The sequence below is a fragment of the Dictyoglomus sp. NZ13-RE01 genome (assembly GCA_002878375.1).
In the GTDB taxonomy this organism is placed as follows: Bacteria; Dictyoglomota; Dictyoglomia; order Dictyoglomales; family Dictyoglomaceae; genus NZ13-RE01.
The window spans coordinates 1-13,810 of record NIRF01000003.1 but is presented as its reverse complement, the minus strand read 5'-3'; the positions used below and the strand labels follow the sequence as shown (position 1 = coordinate 13,810).

General features: G+C 35.2%; 9 protein-coding genes and 1 pseudogene. 9 read left to right on the top strand and 1 reads right to left on the bottom strand.

Translation table 11 applies throughout. The features are described from left to right. Positions 1 to 74 precede the first annotated feature (74 nt). Together CBR30_03585 and CBR30_03580 are read left to right on the top strand one after the other, a co-directional pair. Positions 75 to 992, top strand: coding sequence for a KaiC domain-containing protein (locus CBR30_03585; protein ID PMQ01763.1), 918 nt, complete (start codon positions 75 to 77; stop codon positions 990 to 992). After that, on the top strand, positions 989 to 1,363 hold the full coding sequence (locus tag CBR30_03580; GenBank protein ID PMQ01762.1) for a regulatory domain protein: 375 nt from the start codon (positions 989 to 991) through the stop codon (positions 1,361 to 1,363). The genes CBR30_03585 and CBR30_03580 overlap by 4 nt, the downstream gene beginning before the upstream one ends. 17 nt (positions 1,364 to 1,380) lie before the next feature. On the opposite strand, the gene CBR30_03575 is transcribed toward CBR30_03580, so the two are convergent. Further along, positions 1,381 to 2,544, bottom strand: a complete 1,164-nt coding sequence (locus tag CBR30_03575) for an MFS transporter (protein PMQ01761.1) — start codon at positions 2,542 to 2,544, stop codon at positions 1,381 to 1,383. 79 nt (positions 2,545 to 2,623) lie between these two features. On the opposite strand from CBR30_03575, the gene CBR30_03570 reads away from it, so the two are divergent. The 7 genes and pseudogenes from CBR30_03570 to CBR30_03540 all read left to right on the top strand — a co-directional run bounded on the left by CBR30_03570 (position 2,624) and on the right by CBR30_03540 (position 13,803). Further along, positions 2,624 to 2,896: a hypothetical protein gene (locus tag CBR30_03570; protein PMQ01760.1), complete on the top strand. Its 273-nt coding sequence runs from the start codon at positions 2,624 to 2,626 to the stop codon at positions 2,894 to 2,896. A gap of 144 nt (positions 2,897 to 3,040) precedes the next feature. Further along, on the top strand, positions 3,041 to 6,235 hold the full coding sequence (locus CBR30_03565; protein ID PMQ01759.1) for a DNA-directed RNA polymerase subunit beta: 3,195 nt from the start codon (positions 3,041 to 3,043) through the stop codon (positions 6,233 to 6,235). 21 nt (positions 6,236 to 6,256) lie between these two features. Continuing rightward, positions 6,257 to 10,546, top strand: a complete 4,290-nt coding sequence (locus CBR30_03560; protein ID PMQ01758.1) for a DNA-directed RNA polymerase subunit beta' — start codon at positions 6,257 to 6,259, stop codon at positions 10,544 to 10,546. 83 nt (positions 10,547 to 10,629) lie between these two features. Then, positions 10,630 to 11,016, top strand: coding sequence for a 30S ribosomal protein S12 (locus tag CBR30_03555; GenBank protein ID PMQ01757.1), 387 nt, complete (start codon positions 10,630 to 10,632; stop codon positions 11,014 to 11,016). Further along, complete coding sequence (locus tag CBR30_03550) at positions 11,016 to 11,486, top strand: 30S ribosomal protein S7 (GenBank protein PMQ01756.1); 471 nt, start codon at positions 11,016 to 11,018, stop codon at positions 11,484 to 11,486. Before CBR30_03555 ends, CBR30_03550 begins: the two co-directional genes overlap by 1 nt. 17 nt (positions 11,487 to 11,503) lie before the next feature. Continuing rightward, on the top strand, positions 11,504 to 13,570 hold the full coding sequence (fusA, locus tag CBR30_03545) for an elongation factor G (GenBank protein PMQ01883.1): 2,067 nt from the start codon (positions 11,504 to 11,506) through the stop codon (positions 13,568 to 13,570). Positions 13,571 to 13,608: 38 nt separating this feature from the next. Next, positions 13,609 to 13,803, top strand: a pseudogene (locus tag CBR30_03540) (hypothetical protein). Positions 13,804 to 13,810 lie beyond the last annotated feature (7 nt).

Below are 13,810 nucleotides of genomic sequence, written 5' to 3'. Positions count from 1 at the left end.
ATTTTTTTGTTTAATATTATAACAGAAAAAAGTAAAATAGTTTATGATATAATTTAATTGGGGAGGTGAGATAAATGGAGAGTAATATGGAAGAATTATCAGAAGAAAAGTTAGAGGATGTTAAAGAGAAATTTATAGTTTCGTTAAAAGATTTAGAGAAGAAAACTATTAAATTATATGGCATTCCAACAGGGGTTGAAGGGCTCGATGATTTATTTTTTACAACAAGAATTGTCAATGGAAAGCCTCATAAGGAAAGTTTAAAAGGATATCCAGCTTATTCTGTTATTAACCTTACAGGCATTTCTGATACAGGTAAAAGCTTGATGGTTGAGCAATTTACCGTTAAGCAGGCATCCTTAGGAAATTCTGTCTTGTTTATTACTGTTGAGTCTCCAGCACCTTTTATTGCCTTATCTTTAAGAGAAAGAGCTAAAGCAATGGGTATAAATTATGAAAATATTGAAGACAAGATATTTATAATTGATGCAAGTACTAATTCTGAATTAAGGGAAAGTTTTTTAACTTTACAAAAAACTATAATTTCAGCAATTAAAGATTATAATATAAAATGCACAGTTATAGACTCAATAACTGGGTTTTTTGAAGAAAAGGAGATGTTGGCAAGAGGGGTTGTAAGAAGATTTTTTAATCTGATGAAAAAGTGGCACCAAACTGCTATTTTTGTTTCTCAAAAGAGATCGGGACATGAGGAACTATCTGCTGAAGCAGCAGGAGGATATGCAGTCTCCCATATCGTAGATTGTTCTATAGTTCTTACTAAGTATGTTATAACTAAAAAGTATGAGGAGAGCATATTCAAGAAGCCAATAGGTGAAATTGTACGCTTATTTAGGATTGATGGATGTAGATTGTGCGGACATGATACGTCAACTCGCATCATGGAAATATCAGAGACTGGACTTGTTAAAATAGGACCTCCTTTGAGTAAATTATCAAGTGGTAGTAAAGTCGAGGTGACGGAAGAATGAGAGAAATATCACCTAAGAAGGTTAATATTGACGAACTTGCTATGAAAGTCTTTTTGAAGACGTTAGAGATAGCAGGCGGTCCAAGAAAGTTAATTGAGCTTAGAAATTTGACATGGGTTCCATCTCTTCTTTCTGCTTCTTATGCGATTGTACTACATGAGGAAGAGAAGAAGACTTCTGATGAAATTGCAAGTTTTTTGGGAATTGGTAAGCAAAGTGTTAGGAACATGTTAAGAGCAGATGTTGAAGCTGTAAAGAAGCGACTAAGTGAAGGGTTTTCGGAGAATGAAAAGATAGAAACCCATGTGGCTGGAGCCTTAGCTAAATTAGCTTATGAGGAGATAAAGAAGGAGATGGGGGATACTCTTTAGTATCCCCCTATCTTTAATTACAATATAATAGCCAAACCAATTGAGGCTAAGATTCCAAGTATACCTCCAAAATAAAAAGGAGCAGAAGCCCCTAAGTAAGACCATAGCAAACCTGCAATCAGTGATGCTGGGAAAAGTCCTACGCCTACTAAGGTTGCATGTAATCCAATGGTGGTTGCTCTAATATCAGGGGATGCCAAATCAGAGATTAAAGCCTTCTCAACGCCTTCAGTGAATGCTATGTATAATCCGTAAAGAAAGAATAGTCCCCATAAAGTATTAACACTTTTTGCAACAGCAAAACCTAAATAAACTAAACCATAAAATAAGTACCCAAAAATTAATAGCCTCTTTCTTCCGATTTTATCAGAAAGGTATCCTGCAGGATAGGAAAATAGCGCATAAATAATGTTATAAAATAGATATAAAGTTAAAACTTGGATTAAATCTCCTCCTAAATCTCTTGTCCTTAAAAGTAGGAATTGATTGGAGGAATTTCCAAGGGTGAAAAGAAAAGAAAAAATTAAGAAGGATTTCAGTTTACGATCAAGCCTTTTCCATTCAAAACGAGGTGCATTTTTATTTGATGATGATACTTTGCCTGTCTCTTTTAGAAGAAATAAAACTGCTACTCCTAAAAAGGCTGGAATTAGACTATATAAGATTACCTTTTTAAATATAGGAATATAGTTTTTAAGATCTAATGTCTCAGAAAAGGAGAAATTTTTTATTATAAGTATGGCAATTAATACTCCTAAGGTTGCTCCTAAAGTGTCCATAGCTCTGTGAAGACCAAAAGATTTTCCTCTTTCTTTCTCTTTTGAGGATTCAGCAATTAGGGCATCTCTTGGGGCTGTTCTTATTCCTTTTCCAAACCTATCGATAAATCTGCCTGTAAAGATCCAGACCCAATTTTGGGCGACGTAAAGAAAAATTTTCCCGATGAAAGAAAAGGAATAGCCTAAAATAGCAAGAGGCTTTCTTTTCTTTATTTTGTCAGAAATATATCCTGAGTATACCTTTAATAGAGAAGCAAGACTTTCTGCTATCCCTTCAATTAATCCTAAAATAGCAGGTCCAGCACCTAATGCGGACAGATAAAAAGATATTAAGGGGTAAAACATTTCAGTACTTATATCGGTGAAGAAACTTCCAAGTCCGGCTATGATAACATTCCACATTTAAAAAACCTCCTTTACTTTTTGATATGTTTAATGTTAAATAACATTATACTACTTTTTTATTGAAGGAGGATAAACTATGGATTTATCAAATTTTTTATTAGCCTTTCTAACAATATTTTTGGCAGAATTGGGAGATAAGACTCAACTTGCAGTTATCTCTTTGTCTGTAAAAACAAAATCTCCTCTTGCTATTTTCTTAGGAGCTTCATTGGCATTATCTTTATTAAGTTTCTTAGGGGCTTATTTAGGAGACTTCCTTGTAAGATATATACTAAGAGATTTGATTGAAAAAATTGCAGGTCTTTTATTTATAATTATTGGAATTTTTATGATTATAAAGAAAAATTGATTTTTTTTGTAATTTTTCTTAGATTTTCTTTTATTTTCTCTAAGTTTTATAACTTGTTTTTAGGAAATTGTATTATATAATGAAACTTTGTCTAAACTTAAAGGAGGATAAAAAAATCTAAGAAAAAATAAGGAGTTTAGGGATATGATGGAGAAGGAATTCAAAAAGGAGATTTTTTGGTCTCAAAGACTTAGTGTAAATAACCTACCTAACTTGTTAAAAATTCAGTATGAATCTTTTGAATGGTTTTTAAAGGAAGGATTAAGAGAAGTTTTAGAGGAGTTTAACCCTATAGAGTCCTCAAGACAGGGACTTTCTTTGGAATTTTTAACAGGTCCTGACAATATAAAAATTTATGATCCTGTAAAATCTCCTGAGGAGTGTTTGGAAAAAGGTTTAACTTATGAATCTCCTTTATATGTAGATGTAAAATTGACTAAAAAAGATGTTGATAATCATATTACTCAGCCTGTATTTTTTGGAAACATACCAAGGATGACTGAAAGAGCAACCTTTATTATTAATGGGACAGAAAGGGTAATTGTAAATCAAATAACAAGGTCTCCAGGAGTTTATTTCCAAGAAGAAGGACATAGTGTTATAGCTACGTTAATACCTACAAGGGGCGGATGGATAGAATTTGAAATAGATGGAAATGGACTAATGTATATCCATCCAAATGGAATGAAAAAATTCCTCTTGTCTTTATTATTAAAGGCATTAGGGTATGATCTTGAATTCTTTAGAAATCTTATGGATGAAGATGATTTAAAGTATTTGAAGGACACTTTTGAAAAAGACGGTGGGCTTTCCAGAACGGAGGCAATTTTTGAAACTTGTGCTCGTTTAAGACCAAGTGATGTTCCCAGTAAGGAGAAAGATGCATTAGATATTATTAGACAGCTTTTATTTGATGAGAAGAGATATAATTTAGGAAGGGTAGGAAGATATAAACTAAATCAAAAACTTAAGCTGAATATTTCTTTAGATAATCATGCTTTCACAGAGGAAGATCTTATTAATATTGTAATTCACCTTATTAGAGTGAAAAACGGAAAAGAGGAAGAGGATGATATAGATCATTTAGGCAATAGAAGAATAAGATCCGTAGGTGAGCTTTTGCAAATGCAATTTAGAGCTGGACTTGCAAGGGTGGAGAAAATAATTAAGGAGAGAATGGCTCTGCAAGGTCCTGAGGAATCAACACCCCAAAATTTAGTTAGTACTCGTCCGTTAAATTCCGCTATTAAAGAGTTCTTTAATAGGAATCCTCTCTCACAATTTATGGATCAAACAAACCCTCTATCTGAATTAGCTCATAAGAGAAGAATTAGTGCTTTAGGGCCTGGTGGGTTAACAAGAGAAAGAGCAAGTTTTGAGGTAAGGGACATCCATCCATCCTACTATGGAAGGGTTTGTCCTATTGAAACACCAGAAGGTCCAAATGCTGGCTTAATTAACTACTTAGCTACGTTGGCTATTGTTGATGAATATGGGTTTTTAAGAACACCATATTTTAAAGTGGTTAATGGTAAAGTTACAGATCAGATAGAATATCTTTCTGCATCTGAGGAGGAAAATTATACAATTGCATCTTTTGATGTACATTTAAATGAAAATTATGAGATTACTGATAAATTAGTTAATGCTCGGAGAAAAGGTAAATTTATACTATGTACACCTAAGGAAGTTCAATATATTGGGGTTTCACCTTATCAAACTGTTAGTGTTTCTACAGCATTAATTCCATTCTTGGAACATGATGATGCAAACAGGGCATTGATGGGCGCAAACATGCAAAGACAGGCCGTGCCATTAATTAATACGGAACCTCCGCTTGTTGGTACTGGTATAGAAGAAACTGTTGCAAGAAATACTGGTGTTCTTGTAATTTCAGATGTTGATGGCGTAGTTAAAAAAGTAACTTCAGATGAGATTGTAGTAGAAACAGATGATAAAAATATTAAGACTTTCCACTTAGTAAAATACAGAAGAACAAACCAGGGTACCTGTTGGAATCAAAAACCCATTGTAAAAGAGGGTCAAAGGATTAAGAAAGGTGATGTACTCGCGGATGGATCTGCTACATCTAATGGGTCTTTAGCTTTAGGAAGGAATGTATTAGTTGCCTTCTTGCCATGGAGTGGATACAATTACGAGGATGCAATAATAATAAGTGAGAGATTAGTGAAAGAAGATATTTTTACCTCTATTCATATTGAAGAGTATGAGGTTAGAGCAAGGGATACAAAATTAGGACCAGAAGAAATTACAAGGGATATTCCTAATATTAGCGAAGATGCCATAAGATACTTAGACAAAGACGGCATCATTATGATAGGAGCAGAGGTTGGTCCCAATGATATATTAGTTGGGAAGGTTACACCAAAAGGAGAAACAGAGCTAACTCCTGAAGAAAGGCTTTTGAGAGCAATATTTGGTGAGAAATCTAAAGAAATAAGAGATACTTCTCTAAGAATGCCTCATGGTGAGTGGGGTAAGGTTATTGATGTGCAAGTTTTAACCAGGGATAAGGACGAACTTCCTCCAGGAGTAAATAAAATTGTTAAGGTAAAGGTAGCTCAAATTAGAAAAATATCTGTAGGTGACAAGTTGGCAGGTAGACATGGAAATAAGGGAGTAATTGCAACAATTCTTCCTGAAGAGGATATGCCGTACTTAGCGGACGGAACACCAGTAGATATTATTCTCAATCCATTAGGAGTTCCATCAAGAATGAATGTAGGACAAATATTAGAAACTCATTTAGGGTGGGCTGCTAAAGAATTAGGGATTTATGCAATTGTTCCACCCTTCGATGAGGTGATAGAGGAAAATAGATCTGCAAAGTTAGTAAAGGAGATGTTAAGAAAAGCAGGATTGCCTGAAGACGGTAAAGTCACATTATATGATGGTAGAACAGGTGAACCTTTTGATCAGAAGGTTACTGTAGGATATATGTATATAATGAAACTAATTCATTTGGCTGACGATAAGATTCATGCTCGTTCCGTTGGACCTTACTCTTTGGTTACACAACAGCCTCTTGGAGGTAGAGCGCAGTTTGGTGGACAAAGATTCGGTGAAATGGAAGTTTGGGCTCTTGAGGCTTTTGGTGCAGCTCATACCTTAGAGGAAATGCTTACTTATAAATCTGATGATATTAAAGGAAGAACTGAGGTTTATAATGCTATTGTTAATGGTTCTAATATTAAAGAACCTGGAATTCCCGAGTCCTTTAAAGTATTAGTAAGGGAATTGCAAGGTTTAGGTATTAAAGTAGTTGCATATATAGGTGGAAGACAAATCAATCTATACAAAACAGAGGATGATTCTTAAAGAAAAGGGGGAGATTTTATCTTGAAGATAAAAGACTTTGATAAATTAGTTTTTAGTCTTGCTTCTCCAGAAGATATATTGAGCTGGTCTTACGGAGAGGTTAAAAAGCCAGAAACTATTAACTATAGAACTTTAAGACCTGAGAGAGATGGCTTGTTCTGTGAAAAGATTTTTGGTCCTGTAAAGGACTATGAATGTCATTGTGGAAAATATAAGGGGCAGAAATATGAGGGTATTACATGTGACCGATGTGGTGTGACTGTTACAAGAAGCTCTGTGAGAAGAGAAAGAATGGGACACATAAAATTGGCAGTCCCTGTGGTTCACATATGGTATTTCAAAAATGTACCTAATTATATTGCTCTTCTTCTAAATATAAGTAGTAAATCTTTAGAAGAGGTCATATATTTCCATAGTTACATTGTTTTAGATCCAGAAGATACGGAACTTCAAAAGATGCAGACACTAACAGAAGAGGAATATGAACAGGCCCTCAAAAAGTATGGTAACTCCTTTAGAGTAGGGATGGGGGCTGAGGCTATAAAATATTTGTTAAGGGAACTGGATTTGGAAAAACTTTCTTTTGAATTAAAGAAACAGATTAATGAGGTTCAAGGACAAAAAAAGGCAAAACTAATAAAAAGACTCGAAATTGTTGAAAGTTTCAGACTGTCTGGAAATAAACCAGAATGGATGGTATTGGAAGTGCTACCTGTAATACCTCCTGATCTAAGACCTATGGTAGAGCTTGAAGGAGGAAAATTTGCAACCTCTGATTTAAATGACTTATATAGAAGGGTAATAAATAGAAACAATCGCTTACAGAAATTGTTAGAAATTAATGCTCCTGAAATTATTGTAAGGAATGAAAAAAGAATGTTGCAAGAAGCTGTTGATGCGCTTATTGATAATGGAAGAAGGGGTAAACCAGTAACTAATGCAAGTGGCAGAGCATTAAGATCGCTTTCCGATATATTAGAAGGAAAACAAGGTAGATTTAGACAAAATCTCCTTGGAAAGAGAGTAGATTATTCTGGAAGAGCTGTTATTGTGGTTGGTCCCGATTTAAAGTTGCATGAATGTGGGCTGCCAAAGAAAATGGCTTTGGAACTTTTTAAACCATTTGTTATCAATAAGCTCATTGAGAAAGGTTTTGCAGCAAATGTTAAAAACGCAAAGAAGAAAGTAGAGAGAGAAAGTTCAGAGGTTTGGGACGTATTAGATGAGGTTATTAGTGAAAAATTAGTTCTTTTAAATAGAGCTCCAACCCTTCATAGGGTAAGTATTCAAGCATTTAAACCTAAATTGATTGATGGAAATGCTATACAATTACATCCTTTGGTATGTCCTCCATTTAATGCTGATTTTGATGGAGACCAGATGGCTGTACACGTTCCATTATCAACTGAAGCACAAACCGAAGCTCGAATTTTAATGTTATCATCTTATAACTTGATATCTCCTGCTCATGGAAAACCATTAACGCTTCCTGCTCAAGATATTGTTATTGGTTTATATTATTTAACTCTTAATGTGCCTGGAGCAAAAGGGGAAGGACGAATATTCTCAACTCCTGAAGAAGTACTAATGGCTTTGGAAAATAAGGAAATAGATATGCATGCAAGGATTAAAGTATATGCAAAAAGCATGGAAGAAACTTATCAAGTAAGTTTTGGAGAAGAAAAACTTGTGGAAACTACTGCAGGTAGGATCATACTAAATGAGATAGTTCCTCAAAAACTTAGGTATTACAATGGAACTTTGAATAGAAAAGAGATAAGAAAAATTGTTGAGAAATGCTTCCAAGAATATGGATGGACTAAAACTGCAGAATTTCTTGATGAACTGAAGGCAATTGGATTTAAGTATGCAACCAAAGCAGGAGTTAGCTTTTCTATTGTAGATATAGAGATTCCTTCAGAGGCAAAGGAGAGAGTAATAAATAAGGCGGAAGAGGAATCTGAGAGATTACAAAGAGCTTATGAGTCTGGAAAATACACAGAGGAAGAAAGATACAATAGAAGTATTGAAATATGGAGTAAGGCAAGCGAAGAAGTAAAAGAAATAATGTTGTCTAATTTTGACTTACTAAATTCTGTTTACATGATGGCATTTTCTGGTGCAAGAGGTAATGTTGATCAGGTTAGACAATTAGCTGCGATGAGAGGATTAATGGCAGATCCATCTGGAAGAATAATGGATATTCCAATTAAATCAAGCTTCTATGAGGGATTAACTGTATCAGAACACTTTATTTCATCCTATGGGGCAAGAAAGGGTGTTGTTGATACTGCTTTAAGAACCTCTGATTCTGGTTATTTAACCAGAAGATTAGTGGATGTGGCACAAAGTCTTGTAATTAGAATGGATGATTGTGGTACTGATGATGGAATATATGTGGAAGCTTTAGTAGATGAAGGTAGAGTATTATTGTCTTTAAAGGATAGAATTATAGGTAGGTTTGCTGCTGAAGATGTATATTCTCCATCTGGTGAATTATTAGTAAGGAAAAATGAATATATTAGTGTAGAGAAGGCGAAAGAGATAGAAAAGGCTGGAGTACAAAGGGTAAAAATTCGTTCTCCAATGACCTGTAAGGCAGAGAAAGGTATTTGCCAGAAGTGTTATGGTGAAGATTTATCTACCCACAGATTAGTTAATATTGGAGAAGCAGTTGGTATTATAGCTGCTCAGTCTATTGGTGAGCCAGGAACTCAGTTAACAATGAGAACATTCCATACAGGTGGAGTTGCTCTCACTTCTCTAAACTACAAATTGATAAAAGCAAAAATTTCTGGAAAAGTTTTGATTGATGAATCCGCATTAAGGATATATAGAAAGAAAGATATATTAGGTATTGAGCACAATATTGCAAGAAACAATGGAAAGATCATTCTACAGAATGGAAACGAAAAGAGAGAAGTAGATATACCTTTTGGAGCTATGATTAATGTGGAGAATAATGAAGAAATTATAAAAGGAACAGTATTAGCATCGTTAGATCCTGCATTAAGATATTTGCGTTCACCTTACAGTGGGAAGATTGTGGAAGTGATTAAGGAAAAGGATGAAGTAGATAGAAAGTTTTATCTCAATTTGATCAGATATGAAGAGGGGCTTGAGAAGGCTGAAGTAAGTTTGGTGGAAGAAACACTTCCTTCTTCATACAAAGTAATCTTAGAGAGTAAAGATGGTATTAGGAAAGAGTTTTACATCCCTCAAGGCTCTTACCTCCTTTTTGATATTGGAGATGAGATCTCTGAGGGTGATGTAGTAGCGGAATTTGATAGAGAGAATTTGAAGATTCAATCTTGTTCAAAAGGGAAAGTGGTTAGGATTGACGATTCTAAGGGAGAAATTATTGAGAAAGTAGTCGCAACAGGTGAGGCATATATTTATGTTCAAACATATAATGGAGAAGAAATCTATAGAATTCCAAGAGGATTGAGATTAAATGTAGAAGAAGGAGAGGAAGTAGAGTTCAAAACTGTTCTTGCATATTACCCCAGTTACATGCAAAAAACTGCTAAAACAGAAGATATTATTCAAGGTTTACCAAGAGTTGAGGAACTTTTTGAGGCAAGAAAGCCTAAAGGAAGATCTATTATCGCACCAATAAGTGGAATTGTAAGGATTGTAAGAACAAAGACAGGAGAAAAAATAGTAATTGAAGGACAAGAAGAAAAAAGAGATATCATACTTCCTGCTGGAGCTCAACTTCTTGTTAGAGATGGAGAGAGTGTAGAAGCTGGACAAGAATTAACAAAGGGTTATAAGAATCCTGCAGAAATATTGATTAATGAGGGAATTTATGCAGTTCAACGTTACATTGTAGATGAAGTTCAGAAGGTTTATTGCAAGCAGGGTGTAGAAATTAATGATAAACACATTGAAGTGATAGTTAGACAAATGACTAATAAAGTAAGAATAGAAGATCCTGGAGATAGTAATTTTATCTTAGGTCAGTTAGTAAACAGGGTTACATTCGAAAAGGTACAAAAAGAATTATTAGAACAAGGGAAGAGACCACCTGAAGGAAGAGCAGTTGTCTTAGGTATAACAAAGGCTGCTTTAACTACTGAAAGTGTAATATCTGCAGCATCATTCCAAGAAACGACAAGAGTTTTATCTGAGGCAGCTGTAAAAGGAAAAGAAGATACTTTAGAGGGACTAAAGGAAAATGTGATCATTGGTAGATTGATCCCAGCTGGTACAGGGCTCTTTAAGAATGTAGTTCCAAAGAAAATTTTACCTAAGGAAGTTGCAGAAATTTTGGAGAATGGTGGAAGTGAAGTTGAAGAAGAGTCTTGACAAAGGTATAATTTAAATGATAAAATTTCACGCCTGTCATCATTAAAAAGTATCTTTTATAGTAAAGAATAGGAGGTGTAATTTTGCCAACTGTTAATCAGTTAGTAAGGAAAGGTAGGACGCCAAAGAAGAGAAAAAGTAAGTCTCCTGCTTTGATGGGTAATCCCCAGAAAAGAGGGGTTTGTTTACGTGTAACTACTCAAACCCCAAAAAAGCCTAACTCTGCTTTAAGAAAGGTGGCGAGGGTAAGGCTAACTAATGGGGTTGAGGTATGGGCTTACATTCCTGGAATTGGGCATAATCTACAAGAACACTCTGTAGTCCTTGTAAGAGGGGGACGTGTAAAGGATTTACCTGGTGTTCGTTATCATATTATAAGAGGAGCTTTGGATGCTGCAGGGGTTGAGGGTAGAAGACAAGGAAGATCTAAATATGGAGCAAAGAGACCTAAAGAAGGAGGTAAGAAATAATGCCACGTAGAGGTCCAGTTACTCCAAGGGAAATACCTCCTGATCCTGTTTATAATAGTGTTTTAATTGCAAAGTTGATAAATAAGGTTATGTTGGATGGAAAAAAAAGTAAAGCAGAAAAAATTGTTTATGGGGCAATGGACATAATAAGAGATAGGACAAAACAAGATCCATTAGAGGTTATTGAGAAGGCTGTACAAAATGTAACGCCCCTCTTGGAAGTTAGACCAAGAAGGGTAGGAGGAGCTACTTATCAGGTTCCTGTGGAGGTTCCTCCAAGAAGAGGGCTTTCCTTGGCTTTAAGGTGGATTGTTAGATCTGCCAGGGAAAGAAGTGGTAAATCTATGCAGGAAAAATTAGCAAATGAGATATTGGATGCTCTTAATAATACTGGAGGAGCAATAAAGAAGAGAGATGAAATGCATCGTATGGCAGAGGCTAATAGAGCCTTTGCTCATTATAGATGGTAAAAGAGGAGGAAAGTAAAGTGCCAAGAGTTCCATTACAAAAATTAAGAAATATAGGTATTGCAGCTCACATAGATGCAGGTAAGACAACTCTTACCGAGAGGATACTTTTTTACACTGGAAAAACATATAAGTTAGGAGAAGTACATGAAGGAACTGCAGTTATGGATTGGATGGAGCAGGAAAGAGAAAGAGGTATCACCATAACTGCAGCAACAACAACTTGTAGCTGGAAAGATCATGTAATTAACATAATTGATACTCCAGGGCACGTTGATTTTACTGTAGAAGTAGAAAGATCGATGAGGGTTTTAGATGGTTTAATTGTTGTCTTTTGTGGAGTTGCAGGAGTTCAGCCCCAATCAGAAACTGTTTGGAGACAAGCCTCTAAATATAATGTTCCTCGCTTAATATTTGTTAATAAGATGGATAGAGTGGGGGCTGATTATTATCGTGTTATTGAAATGATAAAGGATAAATTAGGAGTTAAAGTCATACCTATAAATATCCCTATTGGAAGTGAGGATAGTTTCAAAGGTGTTATTGATTTATTAGAAGAAAAAGCGGTTGTTTATTATGATGATTTAGGTATAAAATGGGAAATTTTACCCGTTCCCGAAGAATATAAGGAAAAAGTAAGTGAGTACAGAAGAAAACTCATAGAAGATGTAGTTGAGTTAGATGATGAATTGTTGATGAAATACTTAGAGGGAGAAGAAATTACTATTGAAGATCTAAAAAGAGTTATAAGAAGAGCTACAATAGAGGGGAAAATCTTCCCTGCATTATGTGGTTCTGCTTTTAAAAATAAAGGGGTACAACCTCTTTTGGATGCTGTTATAGATTATCTTCCATCACCATTAGATCTTCCTCCAGCTAAAGGTGTAAATCCCTTAACTAATGAGGAAGAGGTTAGATACCCATCTGAGGATGAACCTTTCTGTGCTTTAGCTTTCAAAATAATGACTGACCCTTACGTGGGTAGATTAACATACTTTAGGGTTTATTCTGGTAAATTAGAAAAAGGAAGTTATGTATATAATGCTTCAAAAGGTAAAAAGGAAAGAATAGGTAGACTTTTACAAATGCATGCTAACCATAGAGAAGATATAGATGTAGTTACAGCTGGAGATATTGCAGCTGTGGTAGGATTGAAATACACTACTACTGGCGATACATTATGTGATGAGTCAAGACCCATAGTTTTAGAAGCAATGACTTTCCCAGAGCCTGTAATATCTGTGGCTATAGAGCCTAAGAGTTCTGAGGAGCAAGATAAATTGAGCTTAGCTCTGCAAAAGTTAGCAGAGGAAGATCCAACCTTTAAAGTAACATACGACGTAGAAACAGGACAAACCCTTATTCACGGTATGGGAGAATTACACTTAGAGATCATTGTTGATAGATTAAAAAGAGAATTTAAGGTTTCTGCAAATGTTGGTAAGCCTCAAGTCTCCTATAGAGAGACTATTAAGAAACCTGTAAAAGTGGAAGGTAAATATATAAGGCAGTCTGGTGGTAGAGGACAATATGGTCATGTATGGTTATTGTTAGAGCCACTACCTCGTGGGAGTGGTTTAGAGTTTGTTAATAAGATTGTCGGAGGAGTAATACCTCAACAATTTATTCCAGCCGTTGAGGCAGGGGTAAGAGAAGCAGCGGAAAGAGGGGTTATAGCTGGCTATTCAGTTACAGATATTAGAGTAACCCTCTTTGATGGTTCATCCCATGAAGTAGACTCATCAGACATGGCTTTTAAAATTGCTGCTGCTCAAGCCTTTAAGGATGGAGTACTTAAAGGTGATCCAGTTATTTTAGAACCAATAATGAAGTTAGAAATTATTGTGCCTGAAGAGTATATGGGAGAAGTGTTAGGTGATCTTAATAGTAGAAGAGGACATATTGAAAATATTGAATTTATGGAGAATTCAAGAGTTATAAAGGCGAAAGTTCCACTCGCAGAGATCTTTGGTTATGCTACAGTCTTAAGATCTCTTACACAAGGAAGAGGACTGTTCTCTATGGAATTTTCTCACTACGAAGAGACGCCTTTAAATATTCAGGAAAAAATTCTTTCAGCAAAATAATATAAAATAAAAAATTTTGAATAGGAGGAAGGAAGAGGATGGCGAAGGAGAAATTTGTAAGGACGAAACCACATGTAAATATAGGGACAATAGGTCACGTAGACCATGGTAAGACGACATTAACTTCTGCGATAACGAAGGTACTAGCTGCGGAGGGATTAGCTAAGCCCTTAAAGTATGAAGACATAGACAAAGCGCCAGAGGAGAGGGCGAGAGGAGTAACTATTAACTTATATCATG